Below are 26986 nucleotides of genomic sequence, written 5' to 3'. Positions count from 1 at the left end.
TATTAGAGGCGGTTGCGCAGGGCTTTCCAGATCTGCCCAGGCAAAATGGCGAAACACTTGGCATAGCGTGGCACCAATCGCGCCGGGCTGCTGAGTGCCCGCCACAGCCATTCCATGGCGATCCGGCGCACCCAGAGAGGCGCGCGCGTTTGATGCCCGCCCAGAAAATCGAGCCCGGCCCCGATTGAGGCGAATCCAACCAAAGGGGCGTCCTGACGACCCCGATGCGCCAGGCTCTCCTGCTTGGGGGCGCCCAGAGCCAGGAAACACAGCCGAATGCCCCGACTGTTCAACTCTTTGAGAATGTCACCCGCCTCTGTGCTCTGGGGGTCGAACACCCCCGAAGGCGCATGACACCAGGCCAGATCTAATCCCGGCACCTGCCCTTCCAGATGTGATTTGGCATCCGTCAGGGCCTGATCGGTGCTGCCCACCAGAGCAACAGGCACCCCAGCAGCAGCAGCAAGACGACAAAGCGGCAGCACCATGTCGGACCCCGGCATCAGTTCAACCGGTCGTCTGGCCAGCTGCGACAGCCAGACAATTGGCCGCCCATCCGCAACCACCAGATCCTGCCCCAGATAGGCCTCCAGAAACTCCTGCGACTCGGCCAGCTTGACCAGATGATCCAGGTTCACCGTCGCCAGGGCAAAGCCTTCGCCTGCAGAAAAGCGGCGCAGAACCTCCGCTTCCAACGCAGCCCGCGTCGGCACATTCACCGTTATACGTTTGTCCTGAAAGTCAAAAATCACTGGTTCACCTCTGCGCTGCTCCCCTAAATTCGAGATCAGCCTTTATCTGGCAGCACTGCGCAAATACCCCGCAAAAGGCTACGGCTCAAGCTCCTCAATCAGAACCGGCTGAATCTAGCCTTTTGCGCCTTTCCCCCTATCCTTCAGGATATGTTTCGCGCGGAATTCACCGCGACAGTCCCGCGCAGGTGTTTTATTCTGGGGTCACAGTCGCCTTTCCCGGTCACCACAGCGCCACCAGCCCGACAACAAATACCCATCGCGCTGCCTCAATTGGAGATTAGACCCAGCCTCATGCCCAACGCGCTCGCCTATCTGATGCTGCTGCTCTGGCCTTTGGTCAGCCTGGTGCTGTTCCGGCGTCTACCGCTGGAACGGGCGATTTTGTGGTGCATTCTTGCAGGCTATATGGTGTTGCCGCCTGTGGCCGAATTCGATCTGCCACTGGTGCCGGATATGGACAAATTCACCATACCCTCGATCATGGCCTTTGTGCTTTGCGTGGGCCTGATGCGCAAGAAGGTCCCACTGTTGCCGCGCCATCCGCTGGCCCGCCTCCTCACGATCCTGTTTGCCTTTGCGGTCATTCCAACGGTGATGACCAATGGAGACCCGGTGATCTTTGAGGTGCTGGCCGATGCCGATCCGATTGTCTTTATCATCGATATGCTGCCCGGGCTGCGCTGGCGCGACCTTGGCTCGGTGATGATCAATCAGGTGATCATCCTGATGCCCTTTTTGCTGGCGCGGCGTTATCTCTCTTCGCCCGAAGGGCAACGGGAACTGCTGCTGGCCTTCTGCATCGCCGGGCTTGCTTATTCGATTCCCTCGCTGATCGAGATCCGGTTCAGCCCACAGATCAACACCACCATCTATGGGTTTTTCCAGCATGATTTCTCCCAGACCATGCGTCAGGGGGGCTTTCGCCCGATTGTCTTTATGCCGCATTCGCTCTGGCTGGCCCTGTTTATGCTCTCGGCGCTTCTGGCCACCACGGCACTGGCGCGGGCGGCTCAAGCCAAGAGGCGACTGAACTTCGCCCTGGCCTCAACATATCTCTTTGTTGTGTTGGTTTTGTGCAAGAGTTTCGCCTCGTTGGCCTATGGCTTGAGCTTTGTGCCGCTGGTGGCCCTGGCCTCGCCGCGCTGGCAGATCCGGGTTGCCATGGCGCTGGCAGCCCTGGCCATCACCTATCCGATGCTGCGCAATTTGGGCCTGATCCCTACCGAGGCTATCCTGGCCCAGGCCGAGGCCATCAGCGCCGAGCGGGCCCAATCCCTAGGTTATCGTTTTGACAATGAGGCGATGATGCTGGACCGCGCCGCTGAAAAGCCCTGGTTTGGCTGGGGCGGCTGGGGCCGTAATCTGGTGCGCGAATTGGAAACCGGCGCCATTCTATCGATCCCGGATGGCCATTGGATCCTGGTCTTTGGCACCCTGGGCTGGCTGGGCTATTTGGCCGAGATGGGCCTGCTTTCGCTGTCCATTTTCCTATTGGGCATCGAGATCCACCGCCGTGGCGCCAAAGATATCTCTCCCTATGCCACGCCCATCGCGCTGATCCTGGCCGCGACCATGGTGGATATGATGCTCAATGATACCCTGGTGCCTATGACCTGGCTCTGCGTTGGGTCGGTTCTGGGCTATGCTGAGCGGCTGCGCTATCCTGGCCTGTTTGAAAAACCTCGCGCGCTCTTTGAAGGTAGGCAAGTTCTGATGCCGCAATCCCTGTCCCTGAAACCACCCCGTCATATATGATAACCATGCCTTATTGTTTCCGCTTTTATACCCGTTTTCAACATCAAGCCTTCACAGCATTGCCGCAGTGAAGAACCATTTTCGCCTTGGGTAAGAAGGATTCGTAACCGCCCGGCAGAACAACTGGCAACGGCCAGCAGATCCGCCAGAGATTACGCCCCTGACCACCCAATAGACAATCGCCTCTCCTGGGGCACCGGGCTCCGCTTTTCGGCATAGTGGAGCAGTCCGGCAGGGGAGGCATCTTAGGTTTGCCGAGAGTAAAGGTCGGTGTTTTTCGTGGCAAAGACAGCAGATCAGCGGTCCGTCTCTCCCCAGTACTCTGGGGATATCGCCATTGTTGGCATGTCGGTCAATGTGCCCGGTGCCGAAGGGGTCGAAACCTATTGGAACAACCTGCGTGCGGGCATTGAATCCATCGTGCCGCTCGAGCGCGAGGCCCTGCTCGAGGCCGGCGTTTCTGCTGCCACCCTGGCTGATCCCAACTATGTGCCCCATGCCGCCCTGCTCGACGGCTTTGCCGATTTTGACGCCGAATTCTTTGGTTTCAGCCCCAAAGAGGCCGCCATCCTCGACCCACAACACCGCAAGTTTCTGGAAGTGGCCTGGGGCGCGATGGAAAATGCCGCCCATCCGCCTGAGAGCATGAAAGATCCCATCGGGGTCTATGCCGGCTGCGGCATGGGCAGCTATTTCTATTTCAATATCTGCTCGAACCCTGGTCTGGTGGATGAGGTCGGCATGTTCCTGCTGCGCCACACTGGTAACGACAAGGACTTCCTCACCACCCGCGTCAGCCATGTCTTTGATCTCAAAGGCCCGTCGGTCAATATCCAAACCGCCTGCTCAACCTCGCTGGTGGCGGTGCACTACGCCTGCAAGGCCCTGCGCGCAGGCGAATGTGGCATGGCTCTGGCCGGGGGGGTCACCATCGATATGCCGCAGGGGCGCGGTTATCTCTATAAAGAGAACGAGATCCTCAGCCCCGATGGCCATTGCCACGCCTTTGACCACCGCGCCCAGGGCACCGTCTTTGGTTCGGGTGCGGGCGCAGTGGCCCTGCGGCGGCTCGAGGATGCTCAGGCAGATGGCGATCATATCTGGGCCGTGATCAAAGGCTCTGCCATCAACAATGATGGCGCCGACAAGGCCGGCTATCTGGCGCCCTCGGTCGGCGGTCAGGCCACCGCCATCCGGCAGGCCCTGGAAGAGGCCGATGTCTCGGCTGAGACCATCGACTATGTGGAATGCCATGGCACCGGCACCTATCTGGGCGACCCGATCGAGGTCTCAGCCCTGACCGAAGCTTACCGCGACAGCACCGAGGAGACCGGCTATTGCCGCATCGGCTCGGTGAAAACCAATATCGGCCATCTGGACACCGCTGCGGGCATTGCCGGGCTGGTCAAGACCTCGCTGGGGCTGAAACATCGCGAAATCCCGCCCTCGCTAAGCTATGAGGCGCCCAATCCGGCGATTGATTTTGACAGCTCACCCTTCAAGGTGAATAGCCAGCTCACCCCCTGGGCCTCCCATCAAGGGCCCCGCCGCGCCGGGATCAACGCGCTGGGGGTGGGTGGCACCAATGCCCATGCCATTCTGGAGGAGGCCCCCGCGCGTGTCGCCTCTGAGGAAAGCGATTTCCCCTTTCATGTGCTGTGCATTTCCGGCCAGTCAAAAGCCGCGCTCGAGGCCAATAGCACCGCGCTCGCCAGCTATCTCGAGGCCAACCCCGAAGTGGATCTGGCCGATGTGGCCTATACCCTAAAACAGGGTCGCCGCGGCTTTGCCAAGCGCCGTTGCCTTGTGGCCGAAACCGCGACTGAGGCCGCAGAACTGTTGCGCGCCGCTGATCTGCGTCAGGTCTTTACCCATGATCATCTGGGCGCCGATCCCGAGGTGGTTTTTTCCTTTCCCGGTGGTGGCGCGCAATATGCGGGCATGGCGCGGGATCTATACGAGACCGAGCCAGTCTTTGCCGATTGGATGGACCGCGGGCTGGACCATTTGCAGCCGCAGATTGACTATGACCTACGCGCGCTCTGGCTGCCGGAAGAGGGCGCAGAGGCCGCAGCCAATGCCAAGCTGCAACAGCCCTCGGTGCAATTGCCGCTGATCATGATGGTGGAATATGCGCTGGCACAGCTCTGGATCAGCTGGGGCATTCGCCCGGCAGCGCTGGTGGGACATTCCATGGGGGAAAACACTGCCGCCTGTCTGGCAGGGGTGCTGAGCTTTGAGGATTGCATTGATCTGGTGCTGCTGCGGGGGCGTCTGTTTGACACGGTGCCAGCGGGCGGCATGTTGTCCATTGCCCTGCCCCTAGCAGAGGTCGAGGCGCTGATCGGGGATGATCTGGACATTGCCAGCGTCAATGGCCCCAGCCTGACCGCCGTCTCTGGTCCTCAGGCCGCGCTGGACCAGCTCTCCCACGATCTCGGGACCCGGGACATTGACCATCAGCGCATCCAGATCGACATCGCCGCTCATTCGCGCATGCTGGATGGCATTCTGGCGGAGTATCGCGCCTTCCTCGCCGGGCTGACGCTTGCTGCGCCGCAGATACCGGTTATTTCCAACCGCTCCGGCCACCCCCTGACAGACCAAGAGGCCACCAGCCCTGACTACTGGGTCGGCCAGCTGCGCAATACGGTGATGTTTGCCGATTGCATCGAGACCCTGGCGGCAACGCCCGGTCGTGTCTTCCTCGAGGTCGGCCCCGGCAAAGCGCTCTCTGCGCTGGCACAGATGTGCCCTTCAGTTCAGCCCGGCCAGGTGCTCAGCTCGCTGCGCCACCCGGATCAGGACATGATGGATGACGCCTATTTCTTTGGCGTCATCGGACGGCTCTGGGCCTGTGGGGTCGAGGCCGATTGGGATCAGATCTGGGGCGAGGCCAAGCGCCATCGCCTGCCGCTGCCCGGCTACCAGTTCCAAAGAAGCCGCTATTTCATCGCGCCGGGCACGCCACAGCTGCAAGAAGACGCGGCGCTGCCCCGGCGCCATGACGCGATCAGCGACTGGGGCTACCGCCCGGCCTGGATTCCGCGTCTGGCCGAATGTCCGCTGGATCTTGACACCGAGCTCAAGGAAAGCCCGGAAAGCTGGCTGCTTTTTGCCGATGACTGCGGCCTGGCCGATGCCACAGCTCAACGTCTGCGCGCGGCAGGACACGGTGTTGCCGTGGTGCGCCCTGGCGACACCTATGCGGACCTTGGCGAAGGCAATTACATCCTGCCCCCCGAGCAGGGCCGCTTTGGCTATGGGGCCCTGCTGGCCGATCTGGCCGAGTCGGGTGCCCTGCCCAGCCGCATTGCACATTTCTGGCTGGTGACCGGTGCCCAGGAACAGTTCCGCCCCGGCTCTTCCTTCTTTGATCGCAATATCGAGATGGGCTTTGCCTCCCTCACCGCTCTGGCCCAGGAACTGGGCGGTTTGGAGCTGGAACATCCCATCCACCTGAGCGTCTTTACCACTGGTGCGGCGCAGCTCAGCTCAGAACCCCTGCCCTATCCGGAAAAGGCAATGATCATTGGCCCCGCCGGGGTGATCCCGCGCGAGTTTCCGCAAATCAGCTGCAGCACAATTGATGTTGAGTTGCCCAAGGCCCCGGGTTTCCTCGCAACCCTGCGCGGCGCGGAACCCTCTGATCTGACCTGGCGCATTCTGGAAGAGCTGCTGGCCGAGCCCGGCAATACAACTGTCGCCTGGCGTGGTGACAAGCGGTTTGAAAAAAGCTGGCGCAGTCTTTCTCTGCCAGAGCTGGCAGAGGGTTCCGGCACAGATTTGCCCGAAATCAAACGCGGCGGCCACTATCTGATCACCGGAGGCTATGGCGGCATTGGCCTGGCGACGGCGGCGCATCTGATGCGCCATTTTGAAGCCCGGGTCACATTGCTGTCGCGCTCTGGCCTACCTGCGCGCGCCGACTGGACCCGCTATCTTGCCACGCATAGCCCCGCCAATCAAACCGCCCAGCGCATCCGCGCGGTGCAGGAGATGGAAAAGATCGGCACAGGCGCGGTGCTGCCGCTGGCCGCCGATATCTGCAACAGCGCCGAGATGCGCGCGGCCCTGGATCATGCAGAGGCCGAATTTGGCTCTATCAACGGGGTGATCCACGGTGCCGGCATCATTGATGACGGCGCAATCCTTGCCAAAACTGAAGCCGAGATCGCCCGGGTTCTTGCCCCCAAGGTGACGGGCCTCAGAGTTCTGCATGATCTTTTCCCGGATGGCAGCCTGGATCTGATGGTGCTGTTTTCTTCTTCCTCGACAGTGACACGGCCTGCGGGGCAGATCGACTATATCGCCGCCAATGAGTATCTGAACGCCTATGCGGCCCATCGCCAGGGCAATCAAACCCATGTCGTCGCGGTTGACTGGGGCGTCTGGGCCGATACCGGCATGGCCGCCGAAGCCATGGCCCTGCGCCAGGGCGGTGCTGCGCCCAGCAAACGCACAGGCTGTGCGCAACCGCTGTTGCAAGAGACCGGTTTTGACACGTTTGGCAATCCGATCTTTGCCACCACGCTGCAGGCAGATCAGTCCTGGCTGCTGAATGAACATCGCACCAAATCCGGCACCGCGCTGGTGCCCGGCACGGGCCATATCGAATGGATCAATGAGGCGCTCTGCGCGCTGGATCTCGGCGCGCCGTTTGAAATCAAGGATCTCTATTTCCTGCGCCCGCTGGTGGTCGCGCAGAGCACCCCGCGTGAGGTGGTTCTGCGCCTGCAGGCAAAGGACCAGGGCTATGGCTTTACCGCACATGGCGCCCTGCCTGCGGGAGGCTACGCACAAAATGCCGAGGCAGATATCATCCTGCTGCCCGAGGCAAACCGCCCCCCCGCGCTGGATCTGGCCGCGATTCAGGCCCGCTGCCCGCAGGTGGAAATCAGCTCGGCCACGGCACCGCTGCACTCCCCACAAGAGGCGCATCTGAATTTTGGCCCGCGTTGGCAGGTGCTACGGCAGACCGCACTCGGCACGGATGAAGGGCTGGCCCATCTGGCTCTGCCTCAGGCCGCCCAAACCGATGGCTGCCTGCTGCACCCCGGCCTGATGGATCTGGCAACCGGCTGGGCCATCTCCCTGGCGCCGGGCTATGATGGCTCTGACCTCTGGGTGCCACTGGGCTATCACAGCATCCTTGTGCTGGCGCCTTTGACGGCTGAGATCCACAGCCATATGCGGCTCTGCCCCGGTGCCACCGCTGACAGCGCCAGTTTTGATGTCACCCTCACCGACGCCACAGGTCGGGTGCTGGTTGAAATCTCAGGTTTCCAGATGACCCGGCTTGCCGGTGGCTTTGACGCGCTGCCCGACCAGACCAGCGCGGATCACAGTGCCGAGGCTCTGGGCCTGGCCGCCAGCGCCCCGCAACAACCGCTGTCCGAGGAAGAGCGCCGTCTACAACTGAACCTCTCCAATGGGATCCGCGCCGAGGAAGGCCCAGTGGCCCTGACCCGCGCCATGGCCACCGGCCGGGCACAGGTTGTGGTCTCTTCACTGGATTTGCCCGCGTTGATTGAGCAGGCAGCACAGGCAACCGCCCAATCCACAAGCGCGGAAAGCCAGGGGTTTGAAAGACCACAGCTGGACACGGATTACCTGGCGCCCTCCAACCCGGTAGAGGAACGGCTGGCCGAACTGTTCCAAAGCCTGCTTGGGGTTTCACAGGTTGGCGTAGCCGATAGTTTCTTTGATCTTGGCGGCCATTCGCTGATCGCCGTGCGTCTGTTCGCTCAGATCAAACGGCTCTACGGCCAGGACCTGCCGTTGGCGACCCTGTTCGAGGCGCCCAGTGTTGCCGACCTGGCCCAGCTGCTGATCCAGCGTGGGGTCAGCGATGGCGGCGACAGTCCCACCACCGCCCAACCCGACCCGGAGACCCCGGCCGCCCATACCCATCTGGTCCTGCTGCACCCCGGCGCCAATACGGAGGCCGCCCCGTTCTTTGTGGTGGCAGGCATGTTTGGCAATGTCTTGAACCTGCGTCATCTGGCACTGGAATTGGGCGGCGAGCGGCCCGTCTACGGACTTCAGGCCCGAGGTCTGATCGGCGATGACGAACCCCATATCAGTATCGCCCAGGCAGCCCAGGACTACCTGGCGGAAATTCGACAGATCCAACCCCAGGGCCCCTATCTGCTGGGGGGCTTTTCAGGCGGCGGCATCACTGCATATGAGATGGCGCAGCAATTGCAGGCCACAGGTCAAGAGACTGCCGCGCTGGTTCTGCTCGACACCCCATTGCCGGTGCGCCCGGCCCTCAAGCCGATCGACAAGGCGCTGATCAAAGTACAGGAGCTGCGCCGCAAGGGGCCCGGCTATCTGTTGGAATGGGCAAAGAACCGCATCCTCTGGGAGGTCACCAAACGCCGCCAGCTCCCTGCCGAGACTGGCCAGGCCCCCGCCTTTAACAACCGCAAAATCGAACTGGCCTTCCGCCAAGCCGTCGAGAGCTACGCGTTGCAGCCCTGGAATGGCCCGCTGACGCTGATGCGCCCACCGCTGGATCGTCACTGGCAGGTCTCTGGCAGCAATTGGGTGAGCTCGGAACGCGAATATGTCTTTGCCGATAACGACTGGACAGGCTGGGCGCCGGGGCTGGAGGTGATCGAAGTACCCGGCGATCATGACAGCATGGTTCTGGTGCCCAATGTCAGCACTCTGGCGGCGGCGCTGAAGCCTCGACTGGCGGTTGCGCCGACCCCGACTGCCCCGCAGCCCGCGCCTCAGCAGGACGCGCAGCAGCCTTCCTATGCCCGAGCGGCGGAGTGACAGTCATGAGCACAGGCAGCATTCTCACCATCATCCTGAACTACCGCACCCCTGAGATGACCCTCAGGGCGGCCGAGGCCGCGCTGGCCGAGATGGAGGATCTCCCCGGTGAAGTTCTGGTGATCGACAATGGCTCGGGCGATGGATCCTGGGAGGCCCTGCAAGCTGGTGCGGCCCAGCGCGGCTGGCAGAACAGCAAAAAGATCCGCTTGCATCAATCCCTGGTCAATGGCGGCTTTGGCGCCGGCATGAACATCGGCTTTGCTGCCGGCCTGTCGGATGGCTCGGCCCCGGACTACTATTACCTGTTGAACTCTGATGCCTTTGTGCAGGGGCAGACCATCGCCACTCTGCGCGATTTCCTGGCCGATCATCCCGGTGCCGGGCTGGCCGGATCCTATGTGCATGGCACCGATGGCAGCCCCCATCGCACCGCCTTTCGCTTTCCCTCCATTGCGGGCGAGTTTGAGATGGCCGCGCGCACCGGTGTCTTTACCCGGTTGCTGGCCCCTTGGGTGGTGGCGATGGAGATGCCGCAGGCCCAGACCCAGGTGGATTGGACCGCCGGGGCCAGCCTGATGATCCGCCAACCCGTCATCGAAGAGACCGGCGGCTTTGACGAGACCTTCTTTTTGTATTTCGAGGAAACCGACCTGTGCCGTCGCGCCGCCCGCGCGGGCTGGCGGACCCACTATGTGCCGGACAGCAGGATCGAACATCTCGGCTCTGCCTCAACCGGAATGAAAGACTGGCACCGCACGCCAGCCTATTGGTTCCGCTCACGCAGCCATTACTTCACCAAATCTCACGGGCGTCTCTATGCCGCTTTGGCCACCCTGGCCCGCATTGCCGGTTCTGCCCTTTATGGGCTGCGCCGCCTGGTGCAGCGCAAACCGCAGGCGGACCCGGATCATTTTCTGCGCGATTTGATCGCCCATGCGCTGCGCCCCGCGCCCCGCGCCCCCTCTTTCTCTCGTGAAACGCGCCTTCACGCCCCGGTTTCGGAGGATCTCAAATGAACCAATTTTCCTGTGTTGTCATCGGCAATGAATCTCTGTTGATCGGCTGCGCCGAAGCGGTCCTGGCCCAGGGCCATCAGATCGCTGCGGTGGTCTCCACCGACAGGGACATTTGCGCCTGGGCCAAGGGCAAGGAACTGCGCCTCTTGAACGCCCCCGCCGAGATCACCGAAGGCTTTGACTGGCTATTGTCCATTGCCAACCTGCGGGTGATCCCCGATCCCGTTCTGGCCCTGGCCCGCAAGGGCGCGGTCAACTTTCATGACGGCCCGCTGCCGCGCTATGCGGGGCTGAACACGCCCAACTGGGCATTGATGGCCGGGGAAGCTCAACATGGCATTACCTGGCATGTGATGGAGGGCGGCATTGATGAGGGCGATATCCTCGCCCAGCGCCTCATCGACATTGCCGAGGATGAGACGGCCTTTAGTCTCAACTCCAAATGCTATGCCGCCGCCATGGACAGTTTTGGCGAAGTCCTGGACCAGCTGAGCACAGATAACCTGCAGCGCCAGCCGCAGGACCTGTCGCAGCGCAGCTACTTTGCCAAAGACCATCGACCCGCGGCCGGCGCCATTCTCGATTTTTCGCGCACGGCCCAAGAGCTGAGTCGGCTGGTGCGCGGGTTGGACTATGGCACCTATTGGAACCCGCTTGGCTCTGCCAAGCTGCTGCTCAGTGATCAAGTGCTGCGGGTGGGTCATGCCAAGCCAGTGCAGGTATCGGATGCCGCGAATGCCGCGCCTGGAACCCTGCTCTCGGTGACCGGCGCGGTTGTCACTGTTGCCTGTGGCGAAGGCGCTGTCGCCCTGCAGGACATCACCACGCTGGCGGGCACAAAGCTGGACCTGCCGACCCTGTTTGAGACAGGCGCTCAGCTCCCGGCGCTGAGCCCCGAGACCGCGCAAAAGATCAGCGCTACCCTGACACAATCGCAGGCGGGCGAGGCTCATTGGCGGCGCGCTTTGGCAGCGATGCAGCCGGTCACGGTGCCCCTGGCCAGTGCGACGGGCAAGCCTGCCAAGACCTCCCGCCATGCGCTGTCCCTACCCGAGGGGGCAGCTCCAAAGCTAAGCGAACCGCAGATCATCAGCGCCGTTCTCGCCTGGGCGCTGCTGAGCACCGGGGCAGATCAGGCCGATATCGCCTGTGCCACCGCGCAGAGCACCCCAGAGTCGGCCAGGCAGCTCGTCTCCCCCTGGGTCCCGCTGCAGGCAAAGCGGGATTCGTCTGTTAACCTTTTGGTGGCTGAGGTAGATAGGGATATAGAAAAGGCCCGCAGATTCGGCGGTTTCGCTCTGGATTTGGTGGCCCGTGCCCCGGAACTTACAGCGCAGACCATGCCGGGGATTGGGTTTACAGCGCATCGGGATGCGGCCCTGCCAGGCTGCATCATGACCGTTTCGCTGGTAGAGGGCGCCTTGGCGCTACATGTGGATGACACCCGGCTGGATACTCGGGCCGCGGAGCTGCTCGCCGCGCGGCTCGAAACCACGCTGGGTGTCACCGCATCTCATCTTGCAGCGGGCACGGATTGCGCCCTGTCGGATCTGTGCATCCTGCCAGAGGCAGAGCGCAGGATCCTGTTGCAGGACTGGAATCAGACTGCGACTGACCTGCCTATTGAAACAACCATTCAGGCGGCCTTTGAAGCCCAGGTGGCCCGCACCCCCAAAGCCACAGCGCTGGTGTTTGAAGGCGAAAGCTACAGCTACGAGGGGTTGAACGCCCGTGCCAATGCGCTGGCCGCCCGCTTGCAAGGTTTAGGCGTCAAGCCCGGCACCCATGTGGGCGTCTATATCAAACGCTCGGCGGATCTGTTGGTTGGTGCCCTAGCGGTGCTCAAAGCCGGGGGGGCCTATGTCCCGCTGGACCCTGCCTACCCACAGGATCGCATTGCCCATTACCTGTCAGACAGCCAGGCCAGCGTCGTCCTCACCCAGGAGGCTCTGCGCGCCGATCTGCCCGCCACCCAGGCGGAGATCCTCACACTGGAGACCCTGCCGGTGACCGAGGCCCTGGCCGAGAATGTCACCAGTGCGGCCAGTGGCGCCGATCTGGCCTATCTGATCTATACTTCGGGCTCTACCGGCACACCCAAGGGCGTCATGGTGCGTCAGGACAATGTGGCCAATTTCTTTGCCGCCATGGATGCGCGCATCCCACATAAGGCGGGCGATGCCTGGCTGGCGGTAACTTCGCTCTCCTTTGATATCTCGGTGCTCGAGCTGTTCTGGACCCTGTCGCGGGGCTTCAAACTGGTACTCTCCAGCGATGAAAGCCGGCTTGAGCTGTCCAATGGTCCCATTGGGATTTCCGACAGGCGGATGGATTTCAATCTGTTTTACTGGGGCAATGACGATGGCCCTGGCCCCCGTAAATATCACCTGCTGCTGGAAGGCGCCAAATTCGCCGATGCCAATGGCTTTAACGCGGTCTGGACCCCCGAGCGCCACTTCCACGCCTTTGGCGGTCCCTACCCCAACCCCTCAGTGACTGGGGCAGCCGTTGCTGCCGTCACCCATAATCTGAGCGTTCGGGCAGGGTCCTGCGTTGCGCCGCTGCACCATCCCGCCCGTGTGGCCGAGGAATGGTCGGTGATCGACAACCTCACCAATGGCCGCGCTGGTCTGGGGATCGCAGCGGGCTGGCAACCGGATGATTTTGTGCTGCGCCCGGAAAACACGCCCCCCGCCAATAAACCGGCCATGTATGAGTGCATCGAGACCCTGCGCAGGCTCTGGCGCGGCGAGGAAGTGGAATTTCCCCGCAAGGATGGATCAACACATGCGGTTGTCACCCAGCCGCGCCCGGTGTCACAGGAACTACCGGTCTGGGTCACCACCGCAGGTAACCCCGAGACCTGGCGCGAAGCAGGCGAGATCGGCGCCAATGTGCTGACCCATCTGTTGGGGCAAAGCATCGAAGAAGTGGGCGGCAAGATCCGCATCTATCACGATGCCCTGCGCGCAGCCGGTCATGATCCGGCGGATTTCAAGGTGACGCTGATGCTGCACAGCTATCTGGCCGAAACCCGCGAGGAATCCCGCCGTATCGCCCGCGAACCGATGAAGGACTATCTGCGTTCAGCCGCCGGGCTAATCAAGCAATATGCCTGGGCCTTTCCCGCTTTCAAACGGCCCAAGGGGGTCAACAATGCCTTTGACATGCAGCTGGACGCGCTCAGCACCGAAGAGCTGGAGGCGATCCTCGAGTTTGCCTTTGAGCGCTACTTTGAGGACTCTGGGTTGTTTGGCACCGTGGAGGATGCGCTGGCGCGTACCGAGCAGCTCAAACGCATTGGTGTGGACGAAATCGCCTGCCTGATCGACTATGGCATCGCGCCCGATGTGGCGCTGGAAGGGTTGAAACCCCTGGCCGAGGTGTTGAAACGTGCCAATACCCCGCAAGAGCTGGCCGAGGATGACTTCTCCCTGTCGGCGCAGATGATGCGCCACGGTGTCAGCCATATGCAATGCACGCCTTCAATGGCGCGGATGCTGGTGCAGGATGACGAGGCCCGCATGGTTATGGGGCGGCTCAAACATCTGCTGGTTGGCGGCGAAGCCCTGCCCGGCGATCTGGTCGGCACCCTGCGCGAGGCCACCCCGGCCCAGATCCACAATATGTATGGGCCCACGGAGACCACCATCTGGTCAACCTCGACCACATTGACGGAGCAGCCTGCGGGCGTGGCCAATATCGGCACGCCGCTGGCCAATACACAGGTCTATGTGCTGGACACGGCCCAGCGCCCGGTGCCCATGGGGGCCGCTGGTGAGCTGTATATCGGCGGCACAGGTGTCACGGCGGGCTACTGGCAGCGCCCGGAGCTGACACAGGAGCGTTTTGTTGCCGATCCGCTGTCAGGCGCCCCCATGTATCGCACCGGTGATCTGGTGCGTTGGACCGCGCAGGGGCAGCTGGCCTTCCTCGGACGGACCGACCATCAGGTCAAGATCCGCGGCCAGCGCATTGAACTGGGTGAGATCGAAGCAGCCCTGGCCAACCAGCCCAACGTCACCGGTGCTGTGGTTGTGGAACGCCACATCGGCGCGGATGCTCAGCTGGTCGGCTATGTCACGCAGGACAGCGCCAAACCGGCGGATCTGGCGGCCATCCGAGAGGAGCTCTCCCGTCGTCTTGCCGCTGTAATGGTGCCTGCGCATCTTGTCGCGCTCGAGAGTTTCCCGCTGACACCAAACAAGAAAATCGACCGCAAGGCGCTGCCTGCGCCGGACCTGAACGCGACGGTCAAACCAGCAGACGAGGCCGCCGTGGTGCCGCTTAGCGCTGGAGTGCAGGCCGAAATCGCCAAGATATGGTCGCGCATACTCGGCGTCGAAGGTATTGGCGCCCAGGACAATTTCTTTGCCCTTGGCGGGCACTCCTTGCTGGCGGTGCAGTCGCATCGCGACATCCGCGCCGCCCTGGAGGTGAGCAAACTGTCGATCACCGATATCTTCCGTTTCCCGACGCTGGCCGGGCTCGCCCTGCATATTGAGACCCTTGCAGGCGGCGGCACAAAACCCGATGATCCGGCGGAAGATGACGCCGCACAGGCCGCCAAGTCCGACACCATGTCGAAACGGCGGGCAATGCGGGCAAACCGCAAAGCACGGGCAGGATGACGGCTGAAATTGCACCTTTGAATCTTGAGCGGCTGGCGCTGGTGCGCCCGCTGCTGGCTGACGATATTGCCCTGGCGGTGGAAAACCCTCTGGGGCAGCTCCCTCAGCCCTTTGCCGAGGAGCTCGCCTGTCTGTCACCCAATGCGGTGGAAAAGCGCCAGCGCGAGTTTGCCGCCGGGCGCGCCGCCGCGCATCAGGCCATGCAGATGCTGGGGCAGCAGCCCCGCGCCATCGTGGTGGCAGAAAATCGCGCGCCCGTCTGGCCCGACCATCTGGTCGGATCGATCACCCATACCCGCAGTTGCGCCATGGCCGTGGTCGCCCCTAAGCGGGAGGTTCTGGGCCTGGGCATCGATGTGGAAGAAGACAAACCACTGGCCGATGATCTTTGGCCTGCGATCTGTTCGGCGCAGGAACAGGACTGGCTGCGCCAACAGGACAACCCCGGGCAACTGGCAAAGCTGATGTTTTCCGCCAAGGAGGCCGCCTATAAATGCCAGTTTACCCTCAGCGAAAGATACTATGGGTTTGACGGAATGGAGCTGACAATCGACCTGGAAAACCGTCGGTTCGCCGCCCGGTTTTGTGCCGACCAGCCCCCCTTCAACTGTGGCGACCAGATCTGTGGGCACTTTGCCATTGGGACCGGGGTGATTGCCACCATCGCCGAGCTGCGGGGCTGATCCATGATGTCACGTCGCGCTCTTCTGGCGGTGCCCGCCCTCTTCGCTCTCTGGCCGCTAAGCCGCTGGCTGCGACCTGATCCGCTGCCAGCTGTCCCCGTGCTATCGCCCCCCGAAGGCGCGCTGCGGGTGTTTCACCTCGGCCATTCGTTGGTGGGCGCAGACATGCCCCATATGCTGGCGCAGCTCGCGCCTCAGGGCCATGGCTGGAACAGCCAGCTGGGGTCGGGCACCAATCTGAAACAGCATTGGGAGCCGGATCTCGCGATCCTCGACTTTGAAACAACCAACCGCCCTCCGGTCTACCGGGACGCCCGGGAAGCCATCGGCTCGGGGGACTACGATGCGGTGGTTCTGACCGAAATGGTCGAGCTGCGCGATGCCATTCGCTACTTTGATGGCGCCGACTATTTCCAACGCTGGGCCAATCTGGCCCGGTCAAGCAGCGCCGATACCCGGATCTATCTTTATGAAACCTGGCATCATTTGGATGATCCCGATGGCTGGAACAACCGCATTCACCAAGACCTGGACAGCCTCTGGCTGGAAAAACTGACCGGAGAAGACAGCCGTGCTGCACCGGATCGCCCCGCCTATCTGATCCCCGCAGGGCAGGTCATGGCCGCCGTTGTCCGCGCGATAGAGGCTGGCGACATCGACGGGCTGACATCGCGCCAGGACCTCTTTGCCCGCAGCCCCCAGGGAGACCTGGACACCATCCATATCAATGATCTGGGAGCCTATGTTGTGGCGCTCACCCATTTTGCGGTGCTGTATCAGCGCCCCCCCCTGGGCCTGCCTCATCGGCTGAACCGCGCGGATGGTAGTGCTGCGCAGCCTCTGACCGATCAGGCCGCTGCCAAGGTGCAAAGCATCGTTTGGGAGGTTGTTCTGGCGCAGCCGCGCAGCGGTCTTGCCGCCGCCGCACAGTCGGCGGACGCGGGCGCAGCAAAGGCGGGCAACAGATGAACCTGGAGACATTGATCACCTCGGTGGTGATGGTCGGGCATTCGCTTTTTGGCCAGGACAATCCGCAGATGTTGCAACAGCTGCTGAGGTCACAGCCCGGTGCCAAGGTGCCAGCAAGGGTTGAGGCGCAGATCATCAATGGCGCGCCACTGAGCTACAATTGGCAACATGCTGACAGCGCCGAAGGCATCAATGCGCGCACCCGGCTGGCCTCTCCTGTGGATGCGGTGATCGTCACCGAAGCAATCCCGCTGGCCAATCATCTGAAGTGGAGCAATTCCGAAGCGGCTATCACCCAATTCTATGAGCTGGCCCGTGCCGCCAACCCGGAGGTGAAGTTCTATCTGCAGGAAACCTGGCACAGCCTGAACAGTGGCACCGGTACCGAGGTGCCCTTTGACGCGGGAGGTGCGATAGCCTGGCGCGATCGGTTGGAACAGGACCTGCCCCGCTGGCAAGCCCTGGTGGACGAAGTCAACCACGCAACCGGCGGCAATATAGAGCTGCTGCCCACGGGGCAGGCACTGGCCCGACTTGATGACGCCATCCAGGCTGGCACAGTCCCGGAGCTGGCGGATATTTCAGCGGTATTTTCCGATGACATTCACCCCAATCACATTGGGTTTTATTATCTCAGCCTGGTGCAATATGCAGTCCTCACCGGGCAAGATCCCCAGGGGTTGTCCGGGGTGTTGCAGGACCGCTGGGGGCAGGACTACCCGGCCCCATCCAAGCCCCTGGCCCGCCAGCTACAACGCCTTGCCTGGGCAGCTGCGGGGGGCACCGACCTTGCCTCCCCCGCCCTGCCACCCGATTTGGCCGATCTGCCAAGCGACCCTGCAATGCCCCGGCTCAACGGCCCCGTTGCCGAAGCACTGGCGCCTCAGGATCTGACGCAGCCGCCCCCCAGTCGGCAACCCATTGCAATGAACCTGATGCCAATTGCCGACTGGAGCCCCCAGGCACCGTTTTTGGATCACTTCAAGACCGCGCGCCCCTGGGTCGGGCATCTGCCCGGTCAATGGGGCGGAGCCACGGAACAGGATCTGGCGGTAGCCGGCTATCTGGATCCGCAGGGCTGGCCGACAGCGCTTCCACCCGAGCTCGGCTCGATCGGAACGGTGATCCTGACCGACTTGCCCGAAAGCGCCCGCTCGCTCAAAGGGCGCTATGTGCTGCGCTATGAGGGTGAGGGCATTGTTGAAGTGTCCGGTCGGGCGCGCAACCAGCGCTATGGCAAGGGCGAAGTCTCCTTTGACTTCACCCCCGGCCCCGGTCCCGTTGAAATCAGGCTGCAGCGCATCAGCAAGGACGGTGACTACCCGCGTAATATCACCGTGGTGAAAGAAGAGCACCTGCAACGCCATGCCGCCGGTGAGCTGTTCAACCCGGACTGGCTGGACATACTAGACGGTTTTGACGTGCTGCGCTTTATGGATTGGATGGCCACCAATGACTCCGCCATCACCGGCTGGGAGGAACGCCCACAGCTGCGTGACTACAGCTGGGCCCGCAGAGGCGTGCCGCTGCAGGTAATGCTGGCGCTGGCCAATGAGCTGGGCGCCCACCCTTGGTTCAACATGCCCCATCGCGCCGATGACAGCTACCTGCGCAATTTTGCTCGCGCCGTGGATGCCGGCCTGGATTTTGATCTAAAAGCCTATGTGGAATATTCCAACGAGGTCTGGAACTGGCAGTTTGAACAGGCCGCCTGGGCCGATGCCCAGGCCCAGGCACGTTGGGGGGGCCAGGACCTGTGGATGCAGTTTTACGGTGGCCGCGCCGCAGAGGTGGCGCAGATCTGGAGTGAGGTCTTTGGCGCGCCCGCGCCCGACCGCATGGTGCGGGTCCTATCCACCCAGACCGGCTGGCTGGGGCTGGAAGAACACAGCCTGTCCGCGCCGCTCTGGGTGGCAGAAGCGGCTGACCGTCAAGCACCGGCCAGCTATTTCGACGCCTATGCGGTAACCGGATACTTTGGCGGCATTCTGGGGTTGCAAGATCGCGCACCAATTCTGCGGGCCTGGATCGCCGATAGCCAGCAACACGCCCGTGACATCGCCGCAGCACAGGGGCTGCAGGGCGCCGAGGCCGAGGCCTTTATTGCCAAGCATCAATATGACGTGGCCAGCGTCCAGGCCGCGGCCGAGCTCACCGATGGGCTGGTGACGGGCGACAGCACCGATACGCTGAGTGATCTGCTGGGCCGGGTCTTGCCCTACCATCGCGCCATCGCTGACCAACATGGGCTGGATCTGATCATGTATGAGGGCGGCAGCCATGTGGTTGGCATTGGTCCCATGGTCGAGGATGCAACGCTCACCGGCTTCTTTACCCATTTCAACTACACCCCGGAAATGGGCGCGCTCTATGCGAATTTACTGCGCGGCTGGCAGGAGCTGGGCGGCAGCCTGTTTGGCGCCTATGCCGATGTGGCGGTGCCCGGCAAATGGGGCAGCTGGGGTGCGCTGCGCAGCCTCAGCGATGACAACCCGCGCTGGTCCGCGCTGGAGGAGGTAAAATGAGCCCTACCACCGCCGCCTCCGCCACAGCGGCGCCTCGCCCAGAGGTGAGCGTTCTGATCCCCGCCCATAACGAGGCCGATTACATCGCGGACTGCCTTGCTGCGCTATTTGCATCCGAGCTGCCACCGGAGATGAAGGGCGAAATACTGGTCCTGGCAAATGGCTGTAGCGATGCCACTGCCAGGGTCGCCGCTGCCCAGATCCCGCCGCTCCATTGGCAGCTCAGGATTCTGGACCTGGCTGAGGGCAATAAGCTCAAGGCGCTGAATGCGGGTGACGCCGAGGCCCGCGCTGCGGTGCTGATCTATCTGGACGCAGATGTCACTGTTGACCCTTCCCTGATCGGGCAGATCACCAAGGCACTTGACCTCCCACAACCACGCTACGCCAGCGGCACACCGCAGCTCGCCCCTGCCCGCAGCGCCGTGACCCGCGCCTATGGCGGGTTTTGGATGCGCTTGCCCTTTGTCCGGAACGGCACTCCCGGCTTTGGCCTCTTTGCAATGAACCGCGCCGGGCGCGATCGCTGGCAGACCTGGCCCGATATCATTGCCGATGACACCTTTGCCCGTCTCTCCTTTGCTCCGGCTGAGCGCGTCAAGCTGCCCGCCTGCTACACCTGGCCCATGGTTGAAGGGTTTCGCAATCTCACCCGGGTGCGGCGGCGGCAGAATGCAGGCGTGGCCGAGCTGGCAAAGAAATACCCGCAGTTGCTGGAAAACGATGATAAGCCGGCGTTGCCGCTGTCGCAGCTCTTGGGGCTACTGCTGCAAGACCCACTTGGCTTTGCCACCTATGCGCTGGTGTCGCTGGCGGTGAAATCACCGCTCTTTGCCAGTGAGCAGCGCTGGACACGCGGGCGCTGACCCCCGTTCGGCCTGTGCGCACATTCTGTCTGAATGTCTTTTGAGCCAGGGGGATTTACCCCTGTGTCCTGAACATTGCTAGTCTTTGCGGTGGCAAGCTGCCCGGAAATGACCCGCCAGCTTTCTGGCTTCGACATCGCTGTCATGACGCTGCATGACCCGCTTGCGGGCGGCAGCCCCCATCGCAGCCAGGCGCGCGGGCGGGACCTGCGTCAGCTCACCAATCGCCGCGGCCAGGACCCCGGCGTCCCCCGCAGGCACCATCCAGCCGGTCTCGCCTTGCAGGACTAGCTCCGGGGTACCGGCAATATAGGTTGCCAAAACCGGGCGCGCCGCAGCCATGGCCTCCATCACCACCATGGGCAGACCCTCGGCAAAGGAGGGCATCACCAGAGCATGGGAGGCCGCGAGCTCATCCCGCACGCCCTCCTCTGACAGCCAGCCCGTCAGAGTGATGTTCTTTTGTAACCCAGCCGCGGCAATGGCCGCCTCCAGATCAATCCGCATCTCGCCATCGCCGATCAGCGCCAGATGCACCTGCGGATGGGTCTGCACCACTTCCGCCATGGCGCGCACCAGCACCATCTGGCCTTTCTGTTCAACAAAGCGCCCTATGGCGGCGAGCCGCAACGGCCCCGCTGGCAGCGGCGCCGGCGCGGCGAACTTGGCCGGTTCAATGCCGCAATGCACCACCTGCAAACGCTCCCAAGCGCCAAAATCAGCCCAGCGGCTCAGCTGGCTTTTGCCAAAGCTGCTGATCGCCACGGCAAAGCGTGCCTGGGCAATCTTTTCTCCCAAAGACAGGGCGATGGGCGCGTCAAATTCCTCGGGACCATGGGTGGTGAAACTATAGCCTGGCCCGCCAAGCGCCTGGGCCAAGAAAGCAACCGCAGTGGCATTGGTGCCAAAATGCGCGTGTATATGGTCAACCCCTTCCGCCTGACAGCGCATCTTCACAGCGCAGGCCTCGGCCAGGTAGATCAGATGCCGGAGCACTCCGGCCTGCGACACCCGCCCCAGCTGCAGCGCCAGTTTCAATGCGCGCCAAAACCGAGAGGGCGCGCCCAGAGCCTGACGCAGCAGCCCCCCCCCCAAAGACAGCGCTCCGGCTTGCAGGATATACTGAGTTTTGCTGGCCTCAGCCTGATCGCCCGGATCCACCAAAGGGGCTGAACCGGGGCGCATCGCCAACCGCAACACCGCGAGCCCCTGACGCTCCAGCGCCTGAATTTCGCGACGGATAAAACTATGGGAAGGCTGCGGATAACTGTTCAGAACATAAGCAATTTTCAATGGCCCATACTCCTGACAGCCCGCTGGGTTTTGGCTAGGGTAGCCCCTCTGTTCGGGCTTGCCTAGGGGGGGCGGACACCTGTCGCCAAAACCTGTTCAATGTCGAATTTCAGTCGCGATTGTCTGCCAGATCAAACCGTATTTTCACCTCTGTGCAGTGCCCGGCGCGCCGACAATTGACGCGCCCCGCCAGCCTGCCTAGCCTAAAGCCAATCGGTGTCGACTGGCTCCGCATCAGCCGCTAAGACAGATCACCCAAAGCCGCCCAACCGGAGTTCTCATGAAACAGCTGACCCGTCACTTTGCCGGCCAGGGGCTGATGGCTCGGGTGCTGCGCTCGGCCTCCTGGATGATGATCGGCTATGGCGGTAGCCAGGCGCTGCGGCTGGCGGCCAATCTGGTGCTGGCCCGACTTCTCTTTCCTGAAGCCTTTGGCCTGATGGCGCTGGTCACCGTGGTCACGGTGGGGTTGTCGCTGTTCTCGGATGTGGGCATCGGCCCCTCAGTTGCCCAGAACAAACGCGGCGATGAGCCGAATTTCCTGAACACTGCCTGGAGCATTCAGGTGCTGCGGGGGTTTGCGCTTTGGGCGCTGACCCTGGCTCTGGCCTGGCCGATGGCCTGGTTCTATCAGGTTCCCGAGCTGCTGTATTACCTGCCGATTGCCGGGATCGGCCTGGCCATCGCCGGTTTCAACCCCACCCGGATCGAGACCGCCAATCGCCATCTGCTGGTGGGACGGTTAACCCTGCTGGATCTGGCGGCACAAATCATTGGGGTTGGCGCGATGGTGCTTTTGGCCTGGATGAGCGGATCGGTAATTGCGCTGGTACTGGGCGGTGTCATCCAGGCTGCGGCGAAGCTGGGGTTGACGCATTTTGGCCTGCCAGGGATGCGCAACCGCTTTTGCTGGGAGCCCGCATCGGTGAAGGAGCTCGTGCGCTTTGGCAAATGGATTTTCCTGTCCACCGCCTTTTGGTTTCTGACCTCGCAGGGGGACCGGGCGATCCTGGGCCGCTTTGTCTCGCTCGAGATGCTGGGCATCTATAACATTGGTTTCTTCCTTGCCAGTTTCCCCATGCTGCTGGGTCATACGGTCAATCAGCGGCTGATGATTCCGGTCTATCGCGACAAGCCCGTCTCGGCAGATCCCGCCAATCGGCGCAAACAGAGACTGCTGCGCGCCGGGCTGACCACAGTGGTGCTGTCGATGTTGCTCGTGATGGCCTGGATCGGCCCCTGGCTGGTGGATGTGCTCTATGATCCCCGCTATGCGCAGGCCGGCGCCATGATCGTGATGATCTCCCTGGCGCTGGTGCCGGCGGTGCTCACCATGACCTATGATCAGGCCGCGCTGGCCGCAGGCGACAGCCGGGCGTTCTTTGTATTTACCGCCACACGCGCCCTGGTGCAGACTGGCCTGTTCCTGCTGGCCACCATGTGGTTTGGCCTGGCCGGTGGCATTGGCTCCATGGGGCTGTCCATGCTGGCCGCCTATCCGGTGTTGATCTGGCTGGCGGTCAAACACTGCGCCTGGGATCCACTGCATGATCTGGGGTTTGCGCTGCTGGCGCTCTGTGTCGGCGGCGGCGCGGCCTATTGGCATCTGGACAGGATCATGGCGCTGATCACGCCCCTGCCCACCTAGCAACAGCCCCGTAGCACTGCTCCCCCAAAGTCCCCCCGCTCTAACGGGAAGGTAGCGCCTTTGTCTCTTACGGGATCTGCCGGGGGCTCTAGCGGCGCGCCATTTTCTGCGGCAGCAGCCGCCGCCAACTGCGCAGGACATCGCCCAGCCCACGACGGCGTGGTCGGGTGTCCAAAACCGGGATCGAGGCCACCGGGGCCAGACCGGTTTCGCGCTCCATCTGGGCGGCAGAACGCAGCACAGGCGCCCGCAGTTCCAGCAAAAATGCAATCCCAATACCCGCGAGTATGCTGGCAAACCCGCCCATCAGAGCCTTATTCTTGCGGGCCGAGGTTGAAGGATAATCCGCCAGCTCAGCCGGTTCCAGCACCGTCAGCCGTTCGCCCTGGTTTGAGGTTTCCAATCGAAAGCCCACCTCGGCCTCATTGCGGCGGGTCGAGACCACCTCCAGCTCGCCCTGCAGCGACTGCATCTGACGTGCATAGACGCCCAGCTGGCGCTGCACCTCCGGGGTGGTCTGTAGCGCGGCTTCCAATTCATTCTTGCGCTGGCTCAGCAGATCGTGCTGCGCGTCCAGCGTTGCCAGCTGTTCCTGCGCTTCGGCCAACAAACGTCGGGCGGTTGCCGGGCGCTCGGTGGCGCTGGCCTGATCTGCGGCGCGCCGGATCAGGATCTTTTCGCGTTCGATATCCAGCAGGCTTTGGTTGATGGCTGCCACCTCATTGCGCCGGAATTCGGCGGTGCCCGGCAGGGCCACATCATTGGCGGTATGAAAGGCGGAAATCTCATCTTCCAGTGCGGTGATCTGGCTGGCCAGAGCTGCTTCCTTCTCGGCAAAGAAGGTCAGGGTCTCGCGGGCCTGAGCAATCCGGCTGCTGACGCTCAATTCAATGGTGCGGCGGCCAAATTCGCTAGCCACCTGCTGCGCCTGTTCGGCCGTCGGCAGCATTGCAGTGATGGTGAGAACCGAAATGGTGCCGTCATCGGCAAAGCCTTCGCGTACCGCCGCAACCCCGGTGATGCTCACGGCATTGCGCAGCATCACCACTTTCTCGGTTGGTGTCAGCCCCGCCATATCGGCATAGAGGGCAAATTTCTCGATGATTTCTAACAGGGTGCCGCGCGCCATCAAGCGCTGTTCGATCAGCTGCATCCGCCGTGCCGAGGAGCCTTCGACGGTGGATTTGGCCAACTCATCCGCGATGGTTGGGCGGGTGACCTGGATCACCTCGGCGCTGTGATACATATGCTGCTGATTAAGCGCCATCCAGAGCGACAGGATACTGCCGGCCACCACGACATAGAGGATAACCGCCGCACGGCGGCGCAGCATGTCCAGAAAATCAGCCAGCGAAAAAATCGGCCCCATGGGTCAGTTCACCTTGTCGTCTTTTTCTCATTCTGCCTGGCTTTTGCACAGCAGGCCAGAGCGCAGCGGATACATTCAATCGCCAAGAAAACACAGCAACCGGGCAAAACTGTGGCTTTGACCGGCTGCTGCGATGTCGTTTCGTGAATTTCTCAGGGGGTGACCTGCGTCTTATCCGCTTGCTGAGCCCTGTTCAGCACCACCCCCAGCAGAGGCGCATGCCCCGCCAGCATCTTTTCACAGGCCGCCAGTTCGGCAGCGGTGGTTTTATCGCCATCAGAGATCAACAGCACGCCGTCGACCTGCGGCAAAAAGGCGGTCACATCATCATGTTCCAGCACCGGGGGCAGATCAAACAGAACCGTATCGGCCCGAGTTTCGTCAATCAGCTCAGAGATCACCTCGGCCGCCCGGGGGTCATGCAGGATATCTGAAGCATTCTGATCAGGATGGCAGTTACAGCCAACGGCCAAAGTGTCTGACAGGCGCTGCAGGTGCTGCCCCAGAGGCACCTCTCCGGCCAGAAAGGCCGCCATGTCACCATGTGGCGGGATGCCCAGCGCTGCCGCAACACCCGGCGCGCGGAAGTTCAGATCCATCAACAGGGTACGACTGTGGGGCACACGCGCCAAACTAAGCGCAAGATTGACCGCAGAAAAGGTGGTCCCGCCCCCTGCCGAAGGGCTGGTGACAGCCACTCGCTTCCAGCCATGGGCTTTGAGACTGTGCAACAGCCGGGTGCGCAGCAGATCAAAAGCGCGTGCCGTTGGCGAAGATCGAAAGGCGCTGACCAGTGGCAACCGCGAGGTTCTTTGTCCCAGAAAGTCAAAAGGGACCTCTGGCATCTGCAGCCAGGGGTCGAACCGGGCTGGCAGATCCACCCGAGGTTCTGAAATGATCTCCTGGGCGATATCAACGCGTGACTGCGGATCCAGCTCGAGTCGCGGTTTCACACGTGCAGGCTGCACCCGCGATGACGCCTCCGCCGTGCCAATGGGGACTGCCTCAGCGGTTTGCGGGTTTTCCGTTGGTGCCTCTTGCGATGATGCTGTCTCGGGCCGGGCTGCGACCTGCTGATCCAGCGCCGGCGCTGGATCAGTCAGCGACTGTGACTGCGTGCCGCGACGGCGGAACCTTTTGAAACCTCTTTGCGTCATGCGGTCCTCACCTCCCGTTTCAAAGGTAGGTCCTGTGTTGCTCAACTCATTTTCCCCGCCCTCTGGACGGGCCGGAGTGCCATCAGAGGCTGATACAGCAAAGTGCTTCATGCGTCATCTCCTGACAATTCCAAAATAAGACAACCACAGTCCTGGGACTGGCTTGCCCCAGCCGGGGCTGGTTTTCTCAACACTCGTTTTTCACCCTGCGTCACGGCGCCTTACGTGGGGCCGCTCTGCCCAGTTTCCTGACCGTTCAATGCCCCCGAGCAGTCAAGAGCAAAGAAATTAACATCCAGTGCCCATCGCGCCAAGCATTCTTGGCGACGGGCCTAGTATCCGGTTCCCTTGGCGACGACGCCAACGGTGCGCATCAGCAGGTTCAGGTCCTGCTGCAATCCCATCTGGGCCAGATAATCCACATCCGCCTTTGCCCGCGAGGAAAAACCGCTTTCGTTGCGGGTCGAGACTTGCCAGATGCCCGTAATGCCGGGTTTCACAGCGAAATAGGCCGAAGCATCCCCATAGAGCGGCAGTTGCTCGGGCAACATTGGACGCGGGCCGACCAGGCTCATTTCGCCGATAAACACGTTCCAAAGCTGTGGCAGCTCATCCAATGAGGTCATTCGCAAAACGCGCCCCACGCGGGTAATACGGGGATCAGACTTCAGCTTTTGCGTTGTTTCCCACTCCTGTCGCAGCGCGGGATCGCTCTCTAGGCAGGCTTGCAACCGCGCGTCCGCATCCCGCACCATGGTACGCAATTTAAAAATACGAAACCGCTTGCCGTGCTGGCCCAAACGATCCTGGCTGTAAAACGGCAAGCCGCTTTCCAGCCAAAGCACCAAAGCAGATAATACAATGATCGGCAGGGCGACGGGCAGCGCCAGCAAGACCAAAAGCAGATCAAGCATTCGCTTCCCCGCCACGGCATATCCCGAGTTTTGCCCCCGCGCCATTGCCAGTGCTTGGCCGATACCAGCTCCGGCAGACAGGCTCGCAACGGACGACGACGGAACCGCAGCGCAGATCATCGAAGATCGCCGGGCAGCGCTGACACCTGGCATAGCCAAGCCTGAGCTGGTCAAAGCCTGCTCGGTTGCGTTTGATACGAAATCTTTCATCGTCACCCCATGCGCTCGCAGCTAGAGCCCCGGGAAAATCCCAGTGCAAAAACTTTTTCACCATTTGATTTCCGCGACAGCAGCGACGCGGATATCCTCGTCACGTTCAGGGTTGTTTCCCGAACCATGCCCCCACATGTTTCGGCCCTGATGAATGCCTGGGTTGGACCCCCTCTTGCTTTTCAAGATACAGCATTCCGCGACAAGGATATATCTAGCCAAATTAATGAGAATTATAACCAAAGGTTAGGGATTATGGCGAAATAGGGTCTTATCTGCTCAAAAGAGGAAACAATTCACCTTTTGGGTCAGTAACTATCCACGATTACTCCTAAAACCATCCTGCCCCCATTCTTGTTTTCGACGTCAAATTGCCCGATTCTCTGATCTTGCAGCTCGCAAGGGC

Annotated in this window: 14 protein-coding genes; 9 read left to right on the top strand and 5 right to left on the bottom strand. The window is 61.9% G+C overall.

Annotation, left to right across the window (positions count from 1 at the left end; genetic code table 11):
* Nucleotides 1-2 precede the first annotated feature (2 nt).
* Complete coding sequence (locus AN476_RS06790; protein WP_054460239.1) at nucleotides 3-752, bottom strand: WecB/TagA/CpsF family glycosyltransferase; 750 nt, start codon at nucleotides 750-752, stop codon at nucleotides 3-5.
* A gap of 294 nt (nucleotides 753-1046) precedes the next feature.
* Between AN476_RS06790 and AN476_RS06785 the strand changes: the two genes are divergently transcribed.
* The 8 genes from AN476_RS06785 (at nucleotide 1047) to AN476_RS06750 (ending at nucleotide 19989) form a co-directional block, all read left to right on the top strand.
* A complete protein-coding gene (locus tag AN476_RS06785; protein WP_054460238.1) occupies nucleotides 1047-2510 on the top strand; it encodes a hypothetical protein in 1464 nt (487 codons plus the stop codon).
* 270 nt (nucleotides 2511-2780) lie between these two features.
* A complete protein-coding gene (locus AN476_RS06780) occupies nucleotides 2781-9296 on the top strand; it encodes a type I polyketide synthase (protein ID WP_054460237.1) in 6516 nt (2171 codons plus the stop codon).
* Between the two features lie 5 nt (nucleotides 9297-9301).
* On the top strand, nucleotides 9302-10315 hold the full coding sequence (locus AN476_RS06775; RefSeq protein ID WP_054460236.1) for a glycosyltransferase family 2 protein: 1014 nt from the start codon (nucleotides 9302-9304) through the stop codon (nucleotides 10313-10315).
* Complete coding sequence (locus AN476_RS06770; protein WP_054460235.1) at nucleotides 10312-14946, top strand: MupA/Atu3671 family FMN-dependent luciferase-like monooxygenase; 4635 nt, start codon at nucleotides 10312-10314, stop codon at nucleotides 14944-14946. The genes AN476_RS06775 and AN476_RS06770 overlap by 4 nt, the downstream gene beginning before the upstream one ends.
* Nucleotides 14943-15629: a 4'-phosphopantetheinyl transferase gene (locus AN476_RS06765; protein WP_054460234.1), complete on the top strand. Its 687-nt coding sequence runs from the start codon at nucleotides 14943-14945 to the stop codon at nucleotides 15627-15629. The genes AN476_RS06770 and AN476_RS06765 overlap by 4 nt, the downstream gene beginning before the upstream one ends.
* Before the next feature lie 3 nt (nucleotides 15630-15632).
* Nucleotides 15633-16598 (top strand): hypothetical protein, encoded by a 966-nt coding sequence (locus tag AN476_RS06760; RefSeq protein WP_054460233.1) that lies wholly within the window; start codon nucleotides 15633-15635, stop codon nucleotides 16596-16598.
* Nucleotides 16595-19123, top strand: coding sequence for a hypothetical protein (locus tag AN476_RS06755; RefSeq protein ID WP_054460232.1), 2529 nt, complete (start codon nucleotides 16595-16597; stop codon nucleotides 19121-19123). Before AN476_RS06760 ends, AN476_RS06755 begins: the two co-directional genes overlap by 4 nt.
* Nucleotides 19120-19989 (top strand): glycosyltransferase family 2 protein, encoded by an 870-nt coding sequence (locus tag AN476_RS06750; RefSeq protein ID WP_054460231.1) that lies wholly within the window; start codon nucleotides 19120-19122, stop codon nucleotides 19987-19989. Before AN476_RS06755 ends, AN476_RS06750 begins: the two co-directional genes overlap by 4 nt.
* Nucleotides 19990-20067: 78 nt before the next feature.
* Here the strand turns inward: AN476_RS06750 and AN476_RS06745 are convergent, their stop codons facing one another.
* On the bottom strand, nucleotides 20068-21282 hold the full coding sequence (locus AN476_RS06745) for a glycosyltransferase family 4 protein (RefSeq protein WP_054460230.1): 1215 nt from the start codon (nucleotides 21280-21282) through the stop codon (nucleotides 20068-20070).
* A gap of 280 nt (nucleotides 21283-21562) precedes the next feature.
* Between AN476_RS06745 and AN476_RS06740 the strand changes: the two genes are divergently transcribed.
* Nucleotides 21563-22930, top strand: a complete 1368-nt coding sequence (locus tag AN476_RS06740) for an oligosaccharide flippase family protein (RefSeq protein ID WP_054460229.1) — start codon at nucleotides 21563-21565, stop codon at nucleotides 22928-22930.
* Nucleotides 22931-23018: 88 nt separating this feature from the next.
* Here AN476_RS06740 and AN476_RS06735 read toward each other — a convergent pair whose 3' ends face one another.
* The 3 genes from AN476_RS06735 to AN476_RS06725 all read right to left on the bottom strand — a co-directional run bounded on the left by AN476_RS06735 (nucleotide 23019) and on the right by AN476_RS06725 (nucleotide 26580).
* Complete coding sequence (locus AN476_RS06735) at nucleotides 23019-24299, bottom strand: chain-length determining protein (RefSeq protein ID WP_054460228.1); 1281 nt, start codon at nucleotides 24297-24299, stop codon at nucleotides 23019-23021.
* A 152-nt stretch (nucleotides 24300-24451) separates the two neighbouring features.
* A complete protein-coding gene (locus AN476_RS06730; RefSeq protein WP_054460227.1) occupies nucleotides 24452-25567 on the bottom strand; it encodes a CpsD/CapB family tyrosine-protein kinase in 1116 nt (371 codons plus the stop codon).
* A gap of 221 nt (nucleotides 25568-25788) precedes the next feature.
* Complete coding sequence (locus AN476_RS06725) at nucleotides 25789-26580, bottom strand: sugar transferase (RefSeq protein ID WP_054460226.1); 792 nt, start codon at nucleotides 26578-26580, stop codon at nucleotides 25789-25791.
* Between the last annotated feature and the right edge of the window lie 406 nt (nucleotides 26581-26986).

Source organism: Phaeobacter sp. 11ANDIMAR09 (genome assembly GCF_001294455.1).
Lineage (GTDB): Bacteria > Pseudomonadota > Alphaproteobacteria > Rhodobacterales > Rhodobacteraceae > Pseudophaeobacter.
This window is presented reverse-complemented; position numbering and strand designations above follow the sequence as displayed.

What these genes read in the sequence shown, in the direction of transcription:
- AN476_RS06785 (WP_054460238.1), top strand. Translation starts at nt 1,047, where the DNA reads ATGCCCAACGCGCTCGCCTATCTGATGCTGCTGCTCTGGCCTTTGGTC.
- AN476_RS06775 (WP_054460236.1), top strand. Translation starts at nt 9,302, where the DNA reads ATGAGCACAGGCAGCATTCTCACCATCATCCTGAACTACCGCACCCCT.
- AN476_RS06770 (WP_054460235.1), top strand. Translation starts at nt 10,312, where the DNA reads ATGAACCAATTTTCCTGTGTTGTCATCGGCAATGAATCTCTGTTGATC.
- AN476_RS06765 (WP_054460234.1), top strand. Translation starts at nt 14,943, where the DNA reads ATGACGGCTGAAATTGCACCTTTGAATCTTGAGCGGCTGGCGCTGGTG.
- AN476_RS06760 (WP_054460233.1), top strand. Translation starts at nt 15,633, where the DNA reads ATGATGTCACGTCGCGCTCTTCTGGCGGTGCCCGCCCTCTTCGCTCTC.
- AN476_RS06755 (WP_054460232.1), top strand. Translation starts at nt 16,595, where the DNA reads ATGAACCTGGAGACATTGATCACCTCGGTGGTGATGGTCGGGCATTCG.
- AN476_RS06750 (WP_054460231.1), top strand. Translation starts at nt 19,120, where the DNA reads ATGAGCCCTACCACCGCCGCCTCCGCCACAGCGGCGCCTCGCCCAGAG.
- AN476_RS06740 (WP_054460229.1), top strand. Translation starts at nt 21,563, where the DNA reads ATGAAACAGCTGACCCGTCACTTTGCCGGCCAGGGGCTGATGGCTCGG.
- AN476_RS06735 (WP_054460228.1), bottom strand. Translation starts at nt 24,299, where the DNA reads ATGGGGCCGATTTTTTCGCTGGCTGATTTTCTGGACATGCTGCGCCGC.
- AN476_RS06730 (WP_054460227.1), bottom strand. Translation starts at nt 25,567, where the DNA reads ATGAAGCACTTTGCTGTATCAGCCTCTGATGGCACTCCGGCCCGTCCA.
- AN476_RS06725 (WP_054460226.1), bottom strand. Translation starts at nt 26,580, where the DNA reads ATGAAAGATTTCGTATCAAACGCAACCGAGCAGGCTTTGACCAGCTCA.